The following is a 20,900-nucleotide window of genomic DNA, read 5'->3' as shown; positions in this document are numbered from 1 at the left end:
AAATCATTTGGTGAACTGTTCAATTTTCTTAAGGTTTTCCTCATAGGCTTTTTGCTGATAGGCCATAACTTTGTCATATCCTGCTTTCCTGCGGTCTTCCAAAAAGCGAGCAAACAGCTGGTCGAATTCCTCATCTGAGGAAGCAAGCAGCAGCTTCGGCAATGTCTTGCCCCAAATTTTATCTATCTGGCCTGACGCAATACCCTCTGCCGAAGTTCCGGTCGGTTTAATATTGTCATATTGGGAGAAGCCTTTCGTCTTCCCTTTCGTCCAATCCTCTGGCTGCTTATACGGCTCGACGCTGGGCGGCGCCCACTGCAAATTCATATTCGTATCCATCAGCATCCAGAAGGTGAAGGAGGCGCCATATTTTTTATCAAAAGCAGAACGATCCTTGTTCAGCAGCTCCTGTACCTCCGGCTTGAAGGCTGGCTTACCGTTAACCATGTCCCATAGCTTGCCCTGCTCCCCCAGATACAGGTCACGATTTCCTTCCTCGCTAATCAGATAAGTCAGAAATTCAATAGCTCGCTCCTTGTCTTTGACATCCTTCGAAATAAGCGTCACCGTCCAGCCGGAAATACCCGGCCCGGCCAGCGTCGGCGGGTCCAGCTTACTGTTCGAAGGTCCATCCACCGCGATATAGACGGAGTTCGGGTCCTTCGCATATAACAGTACCTGTTGAGTGGCAAAGTCAGAACGCTGGTATAGCATGGCAAAATATCGGCCCTGTGCCACCTTTTCCTCCATTTGCGGACGTTTGTCGATAAATACGTCCTTGGCGATCAGGCCCTGCTCATTTGCTTGACGGAATGTTTTGAGCCAGCGAATATACTCTTCGTCCGAACGACGATCGTATAGCTTGCCGTCCTTTTCATGAGGAATGGCTAGGAAATTGAGTAAATAGTCTTCAAAAGAATAATTTCCGTTATCTGTAAATTCGTGAAATCCTATCGGGATAAGAGGCTGACCGTTCACCTCCGGAAATTTCTCTTTCACTTTTTGAAGCGCTTTCAAAAATCCTTCTGGTGTCCTCATATCTGGTTTGCCGATCGCCTCGTACATATCTTTCCGAACCATAAACGTCTGGTTGGACACAAAATTTTGGCCGTATTTTTGATAATCCTGTGGCGAAGAAGAAGCGTTAGGATACCCGTATACATTCCCGTCCGTTTGGCGATACCAGGACATTTTCGCCGGATCAGCTATTTTAATCAGATACGGATCGTATTTCTCGGCCAGCTTGTTGAGCGGAAGCACCATCTTACCCTCGATCATTTTTTTGACCGCGTCCTCTCCCCAACCCAGCGTGACAAAATCAGGCAGCTTGCCGGAGGCCAGCATGGTATTGAGCTTTTCATTTTCATTTCCTGCCGGTACGATAAAATTGACGCTGACCCCAGTCTTTTGCGTAACATACTTCGAGGTCATATCCGTCCCCCACTTGTTCGGGAACCAGGAAAAGTTCAAATACCAGTCAAACGTAATCGGCTCCTTATCCGCCTTCCATCCTGGTACATCTGCCGTAGCCTTGGTCTTCTCGTCCTGTAATTCCGTGACAGTACCGCCTCCACCGGACGTACATGCCGCGAGCAAACCCACCAGCAGAACAGAAGCCAACAGCCCCTTCTGCCATTTGCGAATGTTCATCATAAATCTCCCCCTTGGATGATGTGCTATCCCTTAATCGAGCCGATCATCAGACCCTTGACGAAATATTTTTGCAGAAAAGGATATACCAGTACAATGGGCAGTGTCGTCACAACCATCGTCGCCAGCTTGATCGATTGCGAAGTGACGGACTGGGCAACGACCCCCGGCGCAGCAGCCATCATCTGATTAGAGCTGGATTGGGCAACAACCCGGTACAAATACGTTTGAATCGGCTGAAGATCCGTATTATTAATATAGATCATTCCAGTAAAATAATCGTTCCACTGGTATACCCCATGAAACAACGCAATCGTCGCTACTACCGGCATAGATACAGGAAGCACGATCCGGCAAAAGATACCGAAATCGTTCGCACCGTCTATTTTCGCCGCTTCTTCCAATGCATCCGGCAGTTCGCGGAAAAAAGCCATAAAAATAATAAGGTCAAAAAAGCTGAACATCGCAGGAATGATGTACACCCAAAAGCTGTCCAGCAGTCCGAGATCACGAATCAGCAAGTACGTTGGAATCAATCCCCCACCGAAAAACAGAGTAATGGTGCCAATCAGCATATATAGCTTGCGCCCGATCAGCTCCTTACGGGAATATGCATATGCAATCATAGCGGTAAAAAACACATGAACAATCGTGCCGATTAACGTCTTGGCAATAGTCACTCCCATCGCAGTCATAATACCGTTGTTGGCAAACACAGCCTGATAGCTGCCCAGACTGAAGACCCTCGGCCACCAGTAAATGCCGCCCCTCATCGCGTCTGCTCCTTCGTTAAAGGAGTTCACCAGCACATACCACACGGGATACAACGTCACAAAACAAATGATCAGCATGAAGACGTTGTTCACGAAATCGAATATCGCTTCGCCTGCTGTTCTGCGTTGCAATAGCTGCATGCAGCTGTCCTCCTTCAAAATAGGGATGTATTATTCACCCGCTTGGTCACCGAATTGGCAATTAGCAGCAAAATGAGAGCAAGAACCGATTTTAGCAAACCCACTGCGGTAGAATACGAGAAACGGCCCTGCTGAATGCCCACCTGATATACATAAATATCAACTACATTACTTGCACTTTCATTCAGCGAGTTACGCAGGACGAGAATTTGATCGAAGTTGGAGTTCAATATGCCGCTGACCGCCAAAATAAACAAAATGGATATGGTCCCCTTGATAGCGGGAAGTGTGACGTACCACATTTTCTGAAACCGTCCGGCCCCGTCAATGGTGGCCGCTTCGTACATGTCCGTAGATACTCCCGCCATTGCTGCCAAATAGATAATAGCTGACCATCCAAGCTCCTTCCAGATATCCGAGCTAACGACGATACCCCAAAAATAGCTCGGCTCTGCCAAATAACTGATCGGCTGGTCAATCCAACCCCAGGCTAGCAACAGTTGATTAATCATCCCGGTATCTGCCAGCCACGTCGTTAAGATCCCGCCAAGAATAACCCAAGATAAAAAGTGAGGAAGGTACGAAATGGTCTGAATAGATTTTTTGAACCGAATGGATCGTATTTCATTCAGGAACAGAGCAAATACAATGGGCAACGGGAACCCAATCGCCAGCTTGAGCAAGCTAATGCCCAGTGTGTTTTTGACAATGTACCAAAAGTTATCATCCTCCAAAAAGGCCCGAAAATGCTCTAACCCCGCCCAAGGTGCGCTTGATATGGTTCCAATGATGTCAAAATGTTTGAAAGCAATTAAAATACCGTACATCGGAATGTAATGAAAAATAATCATCCAAACCACCCCAAGCAGCGCCATGGTCTGCAAATGTCTTTGTTGAACCCATTTGCGCGCTAGTGATGCCCCTCTCCCCGATCGAACCGGCGGCTGTGTCTGCAGATTCTTCCATCCTGTACTCATACGAGGACCTCCCTTCTTTGTGATGTAAGCACTTACATTTATTATTTTAGAGGCTTCTGCTTCGAATGAGTAGTACTGGATTTTTTGATTTTGGTATCTAAATTTCAGGTGGGGATCTAACTATACGCACAAGTTTTCTTCCAGCCTTTGGATATTTACATCTATTAATTTACGAAGAAGACTATCAGATGGTACGATAAGACTATATGTGATTCCAATCATTACCTATATACCTAGATCAGGAGGATTAAGAATGGAAGAATTGGTTCGTTCGATTCAGAAACAGGTCCGAATTAAAAAGGTTGCCTGCTGGGCGGGGCTCATCATGTTTGGCCTGTGCACTTTAGTTGGCATTGCAGCTCAGGAATGGCTTATGACGCTCTTGGCGCTCGCGATGACAATTTTATCCGTCTATGGATTAACCATGATGCGTGGTATGACAAAGTTTACTAAAGAGTATCAACCGGGAAAGGGCTACGGTTATTATCGTCGTACGGTACAACAAAAGCTGCGCTATCTAACTTGGGGACAGTGGTTAGTAGGCGGCCTTATTGTCCTGATGTTCTTTATATTTAACGTCCGACTTAGCGCTTTTCTCATAGCTATTCTGGGTATCCTAACCATTCAGTTCAGTATCAAAAAACGAATTAAAAATCACCAGGAGCCCGATATCACTGAGCTGGATGAGTTTGTACGAATGGGGATTGTTTCTCCGCATGAGCAGACTATTGGGGTATATAAAGATTTTCTACACCTGAGCCATACGTTTCGGGGTAACCAAATTGTTATCGTTACAGACAAACGCCTGATTTCTGTATTTGTGGAGGAACAGGGGCGTGCGGTGAAAACGGAAATGCTGCTCTCGGGTATAAACAAAATACGCGCAATCGGTACGGGTTTTCAGGGTCAAGGTATATTGCTGTCTGTAAGTAACCGTGACCATAACGAGCTTCACATTCATATGGTCGGGAAAAGCATTTTCTTTTCTCCAGAGCAATTCATAGGCTCCTTGCTACGGGCACTAGATGCAGCGTTAAAAAGCAGATCATACAGCACGGAAGAACCATTCCCGTGCTACCAACAGACAAGAATTTCATTGCATCCATCAGAACAAGGTTTGCTGCATAAACCTACGACAGCTTAAATAATTTTGGGACATGTACCACGTTATATATATGCGTTATGATCGATCTTCATAATACGCCAAATAGCAAGTAAGCCCTGATCATAATGAGCTTACTTGCTATTGGGTGTACTTCCACATCATATTTTCAAATGAACTGCCTACCTGCTAAAACAACTAATTTTCTACTTTACTTCTGCCTTCTTAATGATTGGCTCCATGATAGAATACCGTGATGAGGTCATGACTTGTAACAAACACTAGCAAGCTAAACAGACTGAGCGACAGAGGGCGTGAAATCAATTTTTTCATCCTTTAACACTCCTTTTAAAATAGTTATATATTGGTCTTGCTGTGTTGCTGTAGCTTGGGATCTGAAAATTTCAAATATAGCGGTACATTTCCTAAACTCATGCTCATGTTCCATACCCAGGGTATCGGACAGCATGAGAGATTGCAGGATATAGCCCAACGCAACCGTAAACTGTTGTTGCTTGATATAATAAAGAGCCAACTGATAGCAGAAGCGAAAATAATAAGATACATTCACGGGCTCTTCTAAATATTTAAAACCTTCAATTTGTTCGGCAAATGATTCAAGCACAGCCTCTAAAGGATAGTCATATCTCGATGCTCCCTCAACGATGGAAAGAAGCCCCGGTAACAGCTCTTCCGGATTGTTACGAAGAAATTGCACGTATTCCTGCAACACTTCGCCATGGCCTGACAAAATATCAAGGGCATACAAATTAGCTCTGGCAGCATAGCGGTAAAATTCGACCTCTGCTTCCCCATATTGATCGAGACCATTAAACCAGCCCAATTCTGCATATTTTTCGATGCAATCGCGAGCGGCCTCATACTTGCCCTGTTTTTGGAAGGCCATGCCTTTCATGAGATGACTGTAGCCGTAGTAGTAGACTAGCGGCCGTTTGGTATGTATGGGTTGTATAGGTTTCTTGCGCGCTTTGTAGAGCTGTAATTCCTGATACTTTTGGTTGACATGGCTATACAACCGGTCGCATAAAGCAATCATATTGGCACCATCCGCAAATGAAAAAGACAGCTTAATCATGTTAACAAGTGTGTCTAGATCTGTGATGTCGGAGTGAACAAGATCATCCACCGTTCCCGCCTCCTTATCCGACTTTTATATTCACCAAACAAAAGTAAGATCTAAATTCTAACTGAAAATAACTTAATTACGTATTTATTACGTAATTAAGTTATATCATAAATTCAAGCATATGACAAGTGCATTATGATAATATATTCCAGTTTTTAAAATACCGATGTAAGTGGATCGTTCACTTGTTCATTTCCATGTGAAGCAAAGGAAATGCCCTACCTGATCCATCCAGTGCTGATCGCCCCGTTTGTACAAAGCCGTAATGTCTGTAGAAAGCATACGCTTTCTCGTTCTGCTCATTCACGTCCACTTTGAGATGCTTCCCTTTTATTTTTTCAGCATACTGGATGAGTCGGCTGCCTATGCCCTGCCCATGCCGTTCAGGGTCAACAAACAGCATCTCTATTTTCAATCCGTCCAGCCCGATAAAACCTGTTGGTTCTTGACTTGTATTCCATTCCATCCAAACTTCAAGTTCTCTTAAAACACCATTGCGTACGATATGATGATAAAATTGAATGTCCTCTTCCGACAAAAATGTGTGCGTCCGGCGTACAGCCCGCTGCCAAATATCAACGAGTTGATCATGATTTTCTTCACGATAAGCAACAATTTCATTTTGCACTTGTACTTCCCCCCTCATTTAAAAATCGATATTGCATGTTTTGCAGTAAGTCTAACATGCCTATTTTGAAGCATACAAACACAAAAAAGGAAGCGGAATAATTCCGCCTCCCTTACACTACAGCCTTTTACAACGTAACACCGTTTTTAAAAATAGCGAGCTCTCTGAAATTGTTTTTCTCATTGTTCACCCAGGTTCCGCTGGCTACATCGACAATGTAATCAACAAAGTTGCGGAGCGCTTGTTCCATACTGACATCCTCCACCAGTGAACCGGCGTTATAGTCGATCCAATGAGGTTTAGCTTTATACAACGGCGAGTTGGTTGAGACCTTCATCGTCGGAACAAAGGAGCCAAACGGCGTACCGCGTCCGGTTGTGAAAATAACGAGCTGGCAGCCCGCCGCGGCGAGAGCTGAAGATGCCACTAGATCGTTGCCCGGTGCGCTGAGTAGGTTGAGTCCCTTGGTCTTAAGACGTTCCCCGTACTGAATGACATCAGTGACCGTGGAAGACCCGGATTTTTGCGTACAGCCCAGTGATTTATCCTCCAGTGTCGTGATGCCCCCTGCTTTATTGCCCGGCGACGGATTTTCGTATACTGGCTGCTTGTAATCCAGAAAATATTGTTTGAAATCGTTAATCAGATGTACGATCTTATTAAATACTTGCTCATCGGCAGCGCGCTCCATTAAAATCGTCTCCGCCCCGAACATTTCAGGTACTTCTGTCAATACCGTTGTTCCACCTTGCGCGGCCATATAATCCGACAATCGTCCGAGTAGTGGGTTGGCAGTAATACCCGATAAGCCATCAGATCCACCGCATTTCAAGCCGATGTTCAGCTCAGACAAAGGTACAGGTTCCCGTCGATCTTCTTGCACGGCCGCAAAAATTTCATGAAGCAGCCTTACCCCTTCCTCTACTTCATCCGACACATCCTGGGAAAGCAAAAACTTTACCCGCTCCGAATCATATTCCCCGATGGCTTCCTTAAATTCTTTCATCTCATTGTTCTCACAGCCCAAACCCAGTACAAGTACGCCACCTGCGTTCGCATGTTTCACAGCATCGATCAAAATCGTGCGCGTATGTGCGTGATCGTCACCCAACTGAGAACAACCATAGTTATGCTTGAGCACAAGTGCATTTTCAAAAGGTGAAATATCTCCCGCTTCCTGCTTGAAACGGTTTAAAATAAGTTCAGCGATCCCGTTCACACAGCCGACCGTCGGCACAATCCACAACTCATTGCGAATCCCCACACGACCGTCCTTTCGCCGAAAACCTTGAAACGTACGACTCTCCTGTTCATATAAATGAGGAGCTGGCTTAGGCTTATAAGTGTACTCCTCCACGCCTGTCAGGTTCGTCTTCGTATTATGCGTATGCACATGCTGTCCTGCCTGAATGGGCTGAATGGCATGACCGATGGGATATCCGTATTTCAGAACATGCCCACCTTCAGCTATATCCTGCAAGGCGATTTTATGCCCACGTGCTACATCCTCGGCTAACTCCACTCGTTGTTCTTCTTGTGCTCCCCACGTCAGTGTCTCTCCCTGCTTGTAATCACGCAAGGCGACAGCCACGTTATCTTGATCATGAATTTGAATGAATTCCAGCATTCCGGTCTCCTCCTTGCTTATGCTCTGGGCACGCTGTTCCCGGTTAGAGAATCGAGCGTCTCCTTCATTCCTCTGCTTGTAATTTCATACACGTGCTGTGCCGTTTGTTCAGCCAGCCCTTCGATCTGGTTCAGGTCTTGACCCCACCATGTCTGCTGGCCGAGTACGAGCGCAGTCAATTGCTTCGCCCCGGCGAGAGTACCGTCATATCGACTCCACAGTTCACCAAACGTACCCAACACTTCCGCTTCGTCTGCCAACGCAATCGACTCACCATTTCTGTCTCCCCGATAAAATACGATCAGGGACGCCAGTGAAAATACGATTCTGACAGGCAGAGCCTTACGTTGTGCCACATACTGGAGCAAGGATGGCAAGTTCCGTGTCTTGAACTTGGACACCGAATTTAGTGCGATACTCATAACATAATGACTTACATATGGATTACGGAATCGTTCAATAACATCGTCGGCATATACATTCAATTCCGCTTCTGACGAGTCCAGCGTCGGAATAATTTCTTCTCGGATCAGCGACTGGATAAAGTTGCCCATAATCTCATGCTCGACCGCCTGCCCCACCGTGTCCAGGCCATATAAATAAGCTACAGGTGTAAGCGCCGTATGTGCTCCATTCAAAATGCGTACTTTCCGTGTACGGTAGGGTGCCATATCGTCGACAATCAGTACATTCAATCCGGCCAAATGAGCAGGTAATTCTTCTTTAAGCCATTGTGGCCCTTCAATAACCCATAAATGATACTGTTCGCCCACAACAACCAAATCGTCCTTGTAACCCAATTCTGCTTGAATTTCATGGATTCGGTCTTTGGGATAGCCAGGTACAATCCGATCGACCAAACTGTTGCAGAACGTATTCGATTCCTCCAACCATGCAATAAACTCCGCCCCAAGCTTCCATTGGTCCGCATATTTTAGTACGATTTCCTTGAGAGCGTCTCCATTACGGTCGATGAGCTCGCACGGAATGATCACCAATCCCTTGCTCTGATCGCCCCCGAAGAATTGAAAGCGCTTGTACAGAAAGGCGGCTAGCTTGCCTGGAAAGCTCTTTTGCGGACGATCTTCCAATTGATCCTCTGGTGCATAAGCGATCCCCGCTTCCGTCGTGTTCGACACGACAAAACGCAGCTCCGGCTTTTGGGATAATGCTTCATACTCCACAAAGTCCGAACCGTACGGATTAATCCCACGAGTGACGCACTCCACAACGGTATGCTCCTTCATGGCCTTCCCATCCTTAATCCCTTCAAGAATAACCGTATACAGGCCATCCTGCTCGTTAAGCTTCTCCACGAGGCCTCCTGGCTGCGGTTGTACAATCACAACTCCCGTATTCCATTCTGCCAGCTTATTCATTTTGTCAAATTGCCAGTCTACAAAAGCACGCAGGAAGTTCCCTTCCCCGAATTGCAGCACCCTCTCGGGATGTGGTTCAGTAACGATAAAGCTTTTTCTGTTTAATTGGTCTAATTCATCTACTTGTTTCATCCGGAGTAACCTCCCACAATTACCATAATGATTTCATCGTTATTTTATCACAATGCACACGTTAACAAAATAGTTTTATCAACATTTTTAGTTTAAAAAAATAATAATGACAATAATATGAACACGTTAACATATACGTTTATATAAAAATCTGCAAGTATATCGTCCTTTTTCTGTTGTTTCGCACCTGATCTAAGACGGTTAAGGCTAACTTATCACCCTATCCCGAGACCTTGTTCTTATATACATTTCAGGAGAATAGACGCAAAAAAGCACGGGCAGGATAACACTACTTACTAGGCAGGAGGAACATCTATGAAGACAATCGCAGATACTATTGTACAAGTTTTGGTCAATGCAGGGGTCAAACGAATTTATGGCATTGTTGGAGATTCTCTAAATAATATGGTTGATTCCATTCGCAGCAACGGTCAAATTGAATGGATTCATGTAAGGCACGAAGAAGTGGCTGCCTTTGCAGCCGGAGCGGATGCTGACCTTAGTGGCAGCATTGCTGTATGTGCTGGAAGCAGTGGTCCCGGAAATTTGCATCTGATTAATGGTTTATATGATTGCCACCGCAATCGGGTGCCTGTACTGGCTATTGCCGCTCATATTCCAAGCGACGAAATTGGAAGTGAATATTTTCAAGCTACGCATCCTGAGCATCTTTTCGGAGAATGCAGTCACTTTTGTGAGGTGATTACGACACCGCGTCAAATTCCCAGAACGGTGACCATGGCCATTCAACAGGCAATTTCACGTTCAGGTGTTTCCGTCATTGTTCTTCCCGGTGATGTAGCAGCTTTGGAGGCGGAAAAGGTACCCGTCCCTGAACATGTCTACCATCCCACTGCACCTGTAGTGCATCCGTCCGCTTCCGAAATTTCCCGACTGGCCGAATATTTGAATAAAGGCAAACGAATTACGTTACTATGCGGCGCTGGCTGTGCACAATCTCACGACTTGCTCATGCAGTTATGTGACAAGCTAAAGTCCCCCATGGTATCCGCTCTGCGAGGCAAGGAATATCTGGAGTATGACAACCCTTATTATGCTGGATTGACCGGACTGATCGGGTATTCTTCCGGGTACCATGCGATGATGGATTGTGACGTCCTGCTTATGCTCGGAACAGACTTCCCTTACAGACAATTTTACCCTGAAGATGCGATTGTCCTACAGGTAGATATAGAGCCAGCCCATCTCGGCAGACGTACTCCGTTGACGTATGGTTTGTGCGGGGATGTAAAAGCCACATTGGAAATGCTGCTACCGCATTTAACGTCAGAGCATGATTCCAAGCATCTAGAGAAAACCGTCTCCCACTATACCAAGGTACGCCAGGAGTTGGATGACCTTGCCGTCGGTAAACCAGGTCATACGCCGATCCATCCGCAATATCTCGCCAAGGTCATCAGTGACGCCGCGCAGGAAAATGCTATTTTCACTTGTGATGTCGGTACTCCCACTGTATGGGCAGCGCGTTATTTGCAGATGAACGGTCAGCGTCGGCTTCTCGGCTCGTTCAACCATGGCACGATGGCAAATGCCCTGCCGCAGGCGATCGGAGCGCAGGCCACTGAGCCTGACCGACAAGTGATTGCCCTCTCAGGCGATGGCGGACTCACGATGCTGATGGGCGACCTGCTCACCCTGAAGCAGCATCAGCTGCCTATCAAAGTCATTGTTTTCAATAATGGCGCTCTCGGTTTTGTCGAGCTGGAAATGAAAGCGGCCGGATTCCTGGAAAACGGCACGGAACTGGTGAATCCTGATTTTGGTGCTGTAGCGCAAGCCATGGGACTCAAGGGCATCCGGGTTGAAGATCCGACAATGCTGGAGGATGCCATTCAGCAAGCATTGGCTCATGATGGCCCTGTTGTGGTAGACGTGGTGGTCAACCGTCAAGAGCTATCCATGCCACCCAAAATTAATCTTAAACAAGCAGAAGGATTTACACTGTGGATGATGAAAGCGATGCTGAACGGACGCGGTGACGAGATTGTAGAACTAGCTAAAACCAATCTCTTTCGTTAAATACAGACGAAGCGGAGCACATTTTAACCTAAAGGAGGCAGAAACCATACATCTAGCATGGTTTCTGCCCCTTTGACCTGCCTGTTAATCAAAAGAGACTCAGCGTGGTCTGCCTGCCGTTGATTTCCGCTTCATGAGCGCGGTCTCCATAAATATAAGCTCACCCTCATTGGACGGTGACTGAATTCGTTCCAGAATGCAGGCGGCTCCGCGCTCACTTATCTGCTCAATCGGTCTTTTGACCGTTGTTAACGGTGGAGTCGTATACATTGAGAACCCGATATCGTCAAAACCAATGACAGAGATATCCTCTGGTACCTTCAAGCCATTTTCGAATACCGCATTCATTGCCCCAATAGCCATATCATCGTTAGAGCAAAATACCGCTGTCGGCGGCTCCTGCAAGGAAAGCAGTTGCTTCATTGCCTGGCTTCCGCTTTCAGTATCATAATGGCCTTGCACGATATATTCATGTCGAATCGGCTTACCGCTATCAATTAACGCATTCATAAAACCCTCGCGGCGTTGCTGGGTAGACTTGAAGCCTTCTACCCCTTCAATGATCGCAATGCGTTCATGCCCACTTTCAACGAGAAAGGAGACCGCTTCATAGGACCCTTCCTTATCATTTGAAATCACATTTACAATCCCTGCCCCGGATACCTGCCGATTCAGTACAACAAGCGGAATGCCTTGACCGAGCACATGATAAATAAAAGGGTTGTCCGCCTCGCTCTGGCTCATCAGAATGATACCATCAAAACGCTTGCGGTGAATGGCCGAAAAATCGGCGTAATCGTCAATCCCTCGCACAAACAGATTGTAATCCACCCCGATGACATGATTAACTCCACGGATGGTATCCGCAAAAAAACTGGAGCTGGTGCCTTCTGAAATACTGGTGAAAAACAGGCCAATCGTATGCGAGCGCTGGAGAACCAGGCTTTTGGCATTAAAATTTGGAATGTAATTGAGTTGCTCTGCCAACTCCATAATTTTGCGTTTCGTATCTTCTTTAATCAGCGGGCTGTTATTGAGCGCCCGGGAGACGGTTGTATGGGAAACATTAGCCAACTTGGCAATGTCTTTAATGGTAGCTGCCATATACGTATCCTTTCCTTAGTGAGGCTCTAAAAAAATTATATACCCACCATACCACAGGAGCCGCCCGGAAAAGAAGACTTTCACAAATTATACGCGGTTATCCGCATGTCGACGTTGTAACTCTTGAACCATTTCTGCATGTCTGCTGTCAGTCAGCTTGTACATTTTACCGATGACCAGCATGGCCAAAGCCAGGGCAACAGCCGGATAGAGACAAAGCAATGCCTTGATCCCAAGCAGCGTTCCAGAGGACTGAACCACATTCGGAACATACCCGATGAGCGCTAGTCCAATACCCGATAGAAAGCCAGACAAGGATTGAGCCAACTTACGTGAAAAGTTAAATAACGAGTAAGTAATCCCTTCCTTACGCTCCCCGGATGACCATTCGCCATAATCAATGATATCGGACACGAATGCCCAGGTCACCCCGTTAGGAATACTAATACCAATGAACGAAATACTGGCCAGGATTGTAAAAATATATACATTGGAAGGCATAAAAAAGTTAATGGAGTCGGCAATGACACTAACCAGCATCCCCAGTATGGCTGTTTTTCGTTTACCGAAGCGCCGTACCAGCTTGGGCAGGAACAACACACCCAGTAGCGACGAACCGATAATAATAAAATTCATATAAGCCATTAATTCTACATGCCCCAAGTTATATTCGGCAAAATAGATCAGTAGTGCGGACTTGATATTGTACGCGGATATGGTGAAAATCGTCATCAAAACGAGTACCAGCAAAGGCTTGTTATTCGTAAAGGTATGCACGATAACGCCTATAGATAGCTTCTCTTTTGGCCCGGACTGGCTAATAATACGTTCTTTCGTTCCTCGGTAACATATGATGAAAGCGATCACACCAATGAGTGACATAATCCCCATCACAACCGGATAGCCAACATGATGGTTAGGAAACAGTAAAATAAGCGGCATGACAACGACACTGGTGACGAATAATGCGCCCAGCGAGCCCGCCTGACGGAAGGATGACAATGAGGCACGCTGATGAGTATCCTGCGTAATGGCGGCACCCAGCGAGCCGTATGGAATGTTTACAATAGAGTAGCCAATTCCCCAGATCATATAGGACGCATAAGCGTAAATGAGTTTTCCAGTAGGCGAAATATTCGGCGAAATAAAGGTAAGAATCGTAAGAATTGCAAGGATAACGCTTCCAACGATAAGAAAAGGTCTAAATTTTCCACGTGTACCGATATGTTTGCGATAATCAACAAAGGACCCGACAATGGGATCACAGACGGCGGCAAATAGCTTGCTGACCAGGAAAATGCCTGCGGCGGCTCCTGCAGAAACCCCTGCTACATCGGTAAAAAATTTCAGCAAATACAACTGCCCCAAATCAAACATGAATCCGTTTCCAAAGTCACCCATACCATACGAAATCTTTTCTTTCAGGCTAATATGCTCGCCTGTCTTGTTGTCAGTTTGGACGCTCTCCTGCACGATAGGCACTCCCATACCTACACACTCCTCTATGTTTGTAATTATTTTCACATAATTAGTTCAGGATTTTGCAAAATTCGATTCCAGTCGCTCCGAAGTGCAAGATACAGACGAACTAAACCATTTCGATCTATATCTTGTTCATTGGAAGTCGCTTATGGGATTTTTGCAAAATCCTCAGTTGATAACTATTTTGTTTTCAATTGCTCTTACCGGGAGTTTGAAACAAGCTCCTGGCAAGAGCTCTTTTTATGAAGTTAGTGAGTTCTCACCTAGGCAATAACTTCACTTACTATGAACAACCGTTGGGAAATTAAAATATTGCTCGGCGTTATTGTAGCAAATATTTTGTACCATTGCTCCGAGCAGTTCCAGATCCTCAGGTGCCTTACCCTCCTGAACCCACGTTCCGATTAAGTCACAAAGTATACGGCGGAAATATTCATGGCGTGTGTAGGACAGGAAGCTACGGGAATCCGTCAGCATACCAATAAAGCGGGACAGCACCCCGTAGTTAGCCAGCAACTTCATCTGCTCCTGCATACCCTCGATGTGGTCGTTATACCACCATGCCGTGCCAAACTGGATTTTCCCTACAGTTCCACCGGATTGGAAGCAGCCCGCGAGACTTGCCAGTACTGGATAATCGACCGAATTAAGCGAATACAAAATCGTTCTCGGTAATCCTCCTGCCATCTCCTGTGCGTCCAGCAATGCCGCCAATGGACGAGCGATCGAGCCATCATTTACGGCATCGTAACCTGTATCCGGTCCCAAATGACGGAACATAGCCGTGTTGTTGTTACGCAGCGCGTGAATGTGGTATTGCATAGCCCAGCCATGTTCTGCATACTGTTTGCCAAGAAAAACCAAAACGTACGATTTATATTTGGCCTCTTCTAAAGGAGTCACATGGCCTTCCTCCAGCCCCTTGCTGAATATGGCTGCTGCTTCCTCCAGTGTCGTTTCTTCATAGACAACAGTATCGAGCGCATGATCAGATACCCGGCCTCCGGCAGCATGGAAATGGCGCACCCGGCTCGCCAGCGCATTCAAAAATCCTTCTAGGCCAGAAACATCCAGTCCGCTGACTTCACCCAACCGAGCCACCCAAGGCTGGAAAGTTTCGCGATTAATTTCCAAAGCTTTGTCGGGGCGGAAGCTTGGCAGCACTGCCACTGGGAAATCGTTCAGCTTGCTGATTTGTTTGTGGTATTCGAGATGGTCCGTCGGATCATCCGTGGTGCACACCACAGTTACCTTCGAGTTCACAATCAGATCTCGTGCGCCAAAGCCATTTCCCTGCAGCTTTTGGTTTACCTTTTCCCAGATTACAGTTGCGTTCTGTTCATTCAGCAGCTCATAGACACCAAAAAAGCGTTGAAGCTCCAAATGCGTCCAATGGTACAGCGGATTGCCGATTAGTGTAGGTACGGTTTTGGCCCAAGCTAAAAACTTGTCATAATCCTCACCATCCCCCGTGATCAAACGCTCCTCGACCCCATTGGCCCGCATAAGTCTCCACTTGTAATGATCTCCGTACAACCAGGCTTCCGTAATATTCTTGAACTTTTTATTTTCATAAATTTCTTGTGGACTTAAATGGCAATGATAGTCAATAATCGGCATATCCTTGGCATACTGATGATATAAGGTTTCAGCCGTTGGATTGCTCAACAAAAAGTTTTCGTCTAAAAACGTTTTGGTCATTACTTTCTCATCCCTTCTGTAATCGTGTTTCCTAGCAATTTGTTAACGTTAACAAAAATGTTCGATATACTACTTGCCTTTTAACAATTACATTCCCCATAGCAGTAGGAAATCCATATGATTTGTACAGGACAATACAACTATAATATGATACCTGTACATCATGTCATACTGGTTTGCTTCGCCTTAAATTTAATGTTTACGTTAACAACAATTACATTGTAACCGCTATCCTTTGTAGAGGAAAGTGATTTTTATCATGTGAGCGGATAAAAATGATCTGCCTCCATTTGGGACAGATCTGTTCTATACCTTCTCGATGACCGACACCACAAGAAAATTCCACAATTTTAATTTTCCTTGATAGATCAAACTTTGAAAACGTTTTATATATTTTTCTCTTTTTTTCTGAAAATTTCTTTCTTGAAAATACCAGTTATTGTATTATAATTGCAATATACATCCATTGATTTACATTAAAAGTATTTCATTAGTTATTTCACAGAGAAGAAGAAGAGGTGGTAGCATTGAGTACAAAAGTGCAAGCTGTTCAAACTAAAACTATATCCGATACAAAAGGAGCCGACCTTGTTGTCGATTGCTTGATCAAGCAAGGGGTTACCCATATTTTTGGCATTCCAGGTGCCAAGATCGATTCTGTTTTTGATGTTCTTCAAGATCGGGGGCCCGAATTGATCGTATGTCGTCATGAACAAAATGCCGCCTTTATGGCAGCGGCAGTCGGTCGATTAACCGGTAAACCGGGCGTATGCATTGTTACCTCAGGTCCAGGCGCATCTAACTTGGCGACAGGACTTGTCACCGCTAATGCAGAAAGTGATCCTGTCGTCGCCATTGCGGGTGCAGTCCCAAGATCCGAACGCTTGAAACGCACGCATCAATCCATGGATAACGCCGGACTATTCGAACCCATCACCAAATACAGTGTAGAAGTAGAACATCCTGATAATGTACCGGAAGCAATTGCTAATGCATTTCGAATTGCGACCTCAGCCCAGCCTGGAGCCACATTCGTCAGCCTGCCGCAGGACGTGTTGACTTCGTCATCTGAAGTAACAGTCATTGAGAAGGTTTCTCTTCCCCAACTCGGAACCGCACCCGCCGGACTCATCAAACAAGTCGCAGAGCAAATCAAAAAAGCCAAGCTGCCCGTACTTCTTCTTGGCATGAAAGCCAGCACGCCTGAAGCCACCGCAGCTATCCGTGCTCTCATCCGAGATACAGATCTGCCTGTTGTCGAAACCTTCCAGGCCGCTGGAGCCATCTCCCGTGAACTAGAAGACCACTATTTTGGAAGAGTGGGTCTGTTCCACAATCAACCGGGTGATATGCTTCTTGGAGCCGCAGATTTGGTACTGACGATTGGCTATGATCCTATCGAATACGATCCAAAAAACTGGAACATTCCGGCAAACCGAACACTCATTCATCTGGATGACCATCAAGCCGATATTGATCATGATTATCAACCGGACTACGAGCTAATCGGAAATATAGCCCTGATTGTGGGTAGCCTTGCAGAAGAATTACCTACCTTAAAGCTACCTAAATCCTCCTGCGACCAATTGAATCGTCTGCGCCATGATTTAAACGAGCAAGCGGCTGTTCCCGCACACAAGCATGATTTTCTGATTCATCCATTGCAATTTATTCGTACACTGCGCAGCCTGATTGATGATAACGTCACAGTCACCTGTGATGTCGGTTCACACTATATTTGGATGGCACGATATTTTCGTTCGTATGAACCGCGGCGCCTTCTATTCAGCAACGGAATGCAGACGCTAGGCGTAGCGCTGCCTTGGGGGATTGCTGCCACACTCGTCAATCCCGGTCACAAAGTCGTTTCTATTTCTGGAGACGGAGGATTTCTTTTTTCATCCATGGAGCTCGAAACCGCCGTACGTCTTAACTCACCGTTGGTGCATATCGTATGGAGAGATGGTTCCTATGACATGGTCGCTTTTCAACAACAGATTAAATACGGAAGAACGTCTGGTGTAAAATTTGGAGATGTTGATGTAGTGAAATATGCTGAAAGCTTCGGCGCCACTGGATTACGCGTGCACTCTCCTGAAGAACTAGAAAGTGTATTGCAGCAGGCACTTCATACCGATGGTCCTGTGGTCGTCGATATTCCGATTGATTATCAGGATAACATCCAGTTGGGACGTAAACTGCTGCCTAACCAATTAAACTAACCTTAACCATGTCTCAGTCGTGACGGCTTTATGACAATTATGGAGTATAACGTTTTTTTTATGATTTTTTTGAGTTATTCATGTTATTTACTGAAATTTTACGTTTATTATTGAAAAAGAAAGAAAATAAATGCATACAATTATAAAAGGAAGTGTATTGCCATGACCGTTGCGCAATTGGAAACCAAGCAAGAAGCTGATCATGATATTTACCAAACATCCACTATGCTTGCTCTATTAGATGGTCTTTATGACGGAGTTGTTGCCTTTGAGGAGTTGCAAAAGCACGGGGATTTCGGAATTGGTACCTTTGATCAACTGAATGGCGAGATGATCGCGTTCGATGGTGAATTTTATCACTTGCTTCCAGACGGTACGGCCCATCGCGTAAAACCGGAAGAAACTACACCTTTTTCCACCGTCACCTTTTTCCAGGAAGATTTCACATATACTATTGACCGCCCTATGCATCGTGAAGAGCTGGAAGCTCTGCTGTTAACGTTGTTTCCAAGCCGTAATCTGTTCTATGCCTTCCGTATGGATGGCACTTTTCATGAAGTAAAGACACGGACAGTGCCTCACCAAGTTAAACCATACAAACCTTTTATCGAAGCGACCAAGTCACAGCCTACCTTCACTTTTAATGAGGCTTCCGGCGTGATTACAGGTTTTTGGACACCTGCCTATGCTCAAGGTATTGGGGTAGCCGGATTTCATCTGCATTTTATTAACGATGAACGCACTGGTGGCGGGCATGTCTTTGATTTTATCGTCGAAAAGTGTACCATCCGCATTTGTCAAAAATCCAATCTGCATCTGGTCCTGCCCGATACCCCGGATTACTTGAAGGCCAACCTGTCCAGAGAAAACCTGGAGAAAGAAATTGCCGTTACTGAAGGTGCGCAGTAATCACAGTTATTTAACTCATCAAGTTACGGACTCTATAGCTAAACAATAAACAGCAAAAGATCACAGTCAGGGAAGAGAATTACTGCTCTCTGACTGTGATCTTTTTATGTGCGAGCATATATATACGTTACTGCTTATGCTCTCACTCCGGTTCACCTATGCCTCGATCTGATCCAGTTTATCTGCATAATATTGAATAGCACGTGAGTACTCCTGTGTAGATAAATCCGAGGTCGTCTCAGCCACCTCCATTAGCAGCTCCTGCATGGCTTTCCCGTATTCCCCCAGATTGTATAACACCATCGCGTAAAATACCCGAAACGGTCTGTAATCCGGAAATTCGTTCATTCCTGTGTCCAACCACGCTTTCGCCTTGGCGTAATCTCCCAATACACGATATGTACTGCTTAATCCCAGGATGGCTCCTTTCCTTGATTCTGCGGATAACGCCATACCTAGGCTTTTTTCATAATAGGCAACCGCTTCCCTCTCTAAGCCCAATGAATCATGTGTCCAAGCTGTCTGATACCACAATTCTGCATCATTTTGCTGCTGTTCTAATGCCTTTAAAAGAAGCTTACGTGCTTTCTCTGCTTGCCCTGTTCGTCTAAGCTCGTCAGCTTGCGCCATGATATCGTTCATATTCATCCTCCACTTCTGACTCATGCCTTTCTTTGAGGTATATGTTACCCGACATTTGAATGCAATGTAAATGGAGTTTTTCCTAAGATTTGAAATCAAAAAAAACGACCCTCCCTTTAGGAGAGCCGCTATATATCCGAAGTTGAAGTTACGGTTTATTTAACCTTCAATGATCCTACAGTTAGTATTCCCGCTACACGCTGCGCGTCGAAAATACGAGAAAGCTCCTCCACTGCCGTCAAGTACAGTAGACCGTTGCCCTCCAGCTTAGGAGAATTGCCGAGTGGAATCGTGCGTTTGATGAGTTGTGCGTATAATTCCGGTTCGGTAAGATCACGCTCAAAGCTCGCATTCGCCAGCTGCTTAATCAACGCCAATGCACCTGCTACGTGCGGAGTAGCCATCGAAGTTCCGCTAAAGGTCGCATATTTGCCGCCCGGAACGGTGGACAAAATATCTTCTCCCGGTGCAACCAAATCCACCTCATTATTTGAATTACTGAATTCTGAGGCATGCCTATCAAAGTTGATAGCACCTACGCTAATCACTTCATTATAGCAACCGGGGTAGCCGAGCTCGTCCGTTCTGTCGTCACCGTCTCCCTCATTTCCAGCTGCACAGATGACTAAGATTTGGCTAGCTACAGCCTTTTTTACTGCTTCATGAAGCTCTGGCACATCCTCAGGACCGCCAAGTGACATCGATATGATATCTGCCTTTTGCTCAATCGCATAATAGATGCCTTGAATAATCCAGTCATATTGACCGGAGCCCTGCTTGTTTAGCACTTTGATGATGAGCAGGTCTGCCTCTGGAGCAACACCCACGACACCATCCGCATTTTCTGCTGCCGCAATAGTTCCCGCCACATGCGTACCATGACCGTTGTAATCCTTGAAAATTTCCGGATTACCTTGATCATCATCCGTGAAATTCCGGCCGCCAATAATGCGCGCCTTCAAATCAGGATGGTCCGAATCACAGCCCGTGTCCAGCACCGCCACCTTCACGCCTCGGCCTCGAGTCTGGTTCCATACCGCAGGAGCCTGAATCAGCTCTACCCCTCGCGGTATTTCATTCACTTGTTGCTCCTGCTTGATCACTTGGTAAGGAATGATATGCACTTTACGTTCCATCCTATTCCCTCCTTCATGGATTCAATCGGAAACCATCCGTCTTTGAAACTTTGAAACTTTGAAAACCTCTACTACGTTCGAGGTTACTATATTCTAGCAATTTTTGAA

General features: G+C 45.7%; 16 protein-coding genes. 4 read left to right on the top strand and 12 right to left on the bottom strand.

Going from position 1 to position 20,900, the window contains the following annotated elements; genetic code table 11:
- Window positions 1-3: 3 nt before the first annotated feature.
- From AOU00_RS23460 to AOU00_RS23450, 3 genes are read right to left on the bottom strand one after another with little or no spacing between them, the layout of a single operon-like run.
- Complete coding sequence (locus AOU00_RS23460) at window positions 4-1,650, bottom strand: type 2 periplasmic-binding domain-containing protein (protein WP_069292108.1); 1,647 nt, start codon at window positions 1,648-1,650, stop codon at window positions 4-6.
- Window positions 1,651-1,676: 26 nt separating this feature from the next.
- Complete coding sequence (locus tag AOU00_RS23455; protein ID WP_061830342.1) at window positions 1,677-2,564, bottom strand: carbohydrate ABC transporter permease; 888 nt, start codon at window positions 2,562-2,564, stop codon at window positions 1,677-1,679.
- A gap of 14 nt (window positions 2,565-2,578) precedes the next feature.
- Window positions 2,579-3,541 (bottom strand): ABC transporter permease, encoded by a 963-nt coding sequence (locus AOU00_RS23450; protein WP_069291771.1) that lies wholly within the window; start codon window positions 3,539-3,541, stop codon window positions 2,579-2,581.
- A gap of 253 nt (window positions 3,542-3,794) precedes the next feature.
- On the opposite strand from AOU00_RS23450, the gene AOU00_RS23445 reads away from it, so the two are divergent.
- Window positions 3,795-4,685, top strand: a complete 891-nt coding sequence (locus tag AOU00_RS23445; protein WP_061830340.1) for a hypothetical protein — start codon at window positions 3,795-3,797, stop codon at window positions 4,683-4,685.
- 247 nt (window positions 4,686-4,932) lie between these two features.
- Here the strand turns inward: AOU00_RS23445 and AOU00_RS23440 are convergent, their stop codons facing one another.
- From AOU00_RS23440 to AOU00_RS23425, 4 genes are all read right to left on the bottom strand, one after another.
- A complete protein-coding gene (locus tag AOU00_RS23440) occupies window positions 4,933-5,790 on the bottom strand; it encodes a DNA-binding protein (RefSeq protein ID WP_069291770.1) in 858 nt (285 codons plus the stop codon).
- Window positions 5,791-5,971: 181 nt separating this feature from the next.
- Complete coding sequence (locus AOU00_RS23435; RefSeq protein WP_061830338.1) at window positions 5,972-6,418, bottom strand: acetyltransferase; 447 nt, start codon at window positions 6,416-6,418, stop codon at window positions 5,972-5,974.
- A 127-nt stretch (window positions 6,419-6,545) separates the two neighbouring features.
- On the bottom strand, window positions 6,546-8,045 hold the full coding sequence (locus AOU00_RS23430) for a UxaA family hydrolase (protein WP_069291769.1): 1,500 nt from the start codon (window positions 8,043-8,045) through the stop codon (window positions 6,546-6,548).
- Between the two features lie 17 nt (window positions 8,046-8,062).
- Window positions 8,063-9,556, bottom strand: a complete 1,494-nt coding sequence (locus tag AOU00_RS23425) for a tagaturonate reductase (RefSeq protein WP_069291768.1) — start codon at window positions 9,554-9,556, stop codon at window positions 8,063-8,065.
- A 315-nt stretch (window positions 9,557-9,871) separates the two neighbouring features.
- Here AOU00_RS23425 and poxB point away from each other — a divergent pair, with 315 nt between their 5' ends.
- The gene (gene poxB / locus AOU00_RS23420) at window positions 9,872-11,596 is read left to right on the top strand and encodes a ubiquinone-dependent pyruvate dehydrogenase (RefSeq protein ID WP_069291767.1); all 1,725 of its coding nucleotides are present in this window, start codon (window positions 9,872-9,874) and stop codon (window positions 11,594-11,596) included.
- 99 nt (window positions 11,597-11,695) lie between these two features.
- Here poxB and AOU00_RS23415 read toward each other — a convergent pair whose 3' ends face one another.
- From AOU00_RS23415 to uxaC, 3 genes are all read right to left on the bottom strand, one after another.
- A complete protein-coding gene (locus AOU00_RS23415) occupies window positions 11,696-12,700 on the bottom strand; it encodes a LacI family DNA-binding transcriptional regulator (protein WP_069079639.1) in 1,005 nt (334 codons plus the stop codon).
- An 87-nt stretch (window positions 12,701-12,787) separates the two neighbouring features.
- Window positions 12,788-14,188 (bottom strand): MFS transporter, encoded by a 1,401-nt coding sequence (locus AOU00_RS23410; protein ID WP_061830333.1) that lies wholly within the window; start codon window positions 14,186-14,188, stop codon window positions 12,788-12,790.
- Between the two features lie 270 nt (window positions 14,189-14,458).
- Window positions 14,459-15,883 (bottom strand): glucuronate isomerase, encoded by a 1,425-nt coding sequence (uxaC, locus tag AOU00_RS23405; RefSeq protein ID WP_069291766.1) that lies wholly within the window; start codon window positions 15,881-15,883, stop codon window positions 14,459-14,461.
- 518 nt (window positions 15,884-16,401) lie between these two features.
- On the opposite strand from uxaC, the gene alsS reads away from it, so the two are divergent.
- Window positions 16,402-18,105: an acetolactate synthase AlsS gene (gene alsS, locus AOU00_RS23400; protein WP_172828313.1), complete on the top strand. Its 1,704-nt coding sequence runs from the start codon at window positions 16,402-16,404 to the stop codon at window positions 18,103-18,105.
- Between the two features lie 162 nt (window positions 18,106-18,267).
- A complete protein-coding gene (gene budA / locus AOU00_RS23395; protein WP_025722973.1) occupies window positions 18,268-19,014 on the top strand; it encodes an acetolactate decarboxylase in 747 nt (248 codons plus the stop codon).
- Between the two features lie 156 nt (window positions 19,015-19,170).
- Here the strand turns inward: budA and AOU00_RS23390 are convergent, their stop codons facing one another.
- A complete protein-coding gene (locus AOU00_RS23390) occupies window positions 19,171-19,656 on the bottom strand; it encodes a tetratricopeptide repeat protein (RefSeq protein ID WP_061830331.1) in 486 nt (161 codons plus the stop codon).
- A 155-nt stretch (window positions 19,657-19,811) separates the two neighbouring features.
- Window positions 19,812-20,792, bottom strand: a complete 981-nt coding sequence (locus AOU00_RS23385; RefSeq protein WP_069291765.1) for a S8 family peptidase — start codon at window positions 20,790-20,792, stop codon at window positions 19,812-19,814.
- Window positions 20,793-20,900 lie beyond the last annotated feature (108 nt).

The sequence above is a fragment of the Paenibacillus polymyxa genome, assembly GCF_001719045.1.
Taxonomy (GTDB): Bacteria; Bacillota; Bacilli; order Paenibacillales; family Paenibacillaceae; genus Paenibacillus; species Paenibacillus polymyxa_B.
This window is presented reverse-complemented; position numbering and strand designations above follow the sequence as displayed.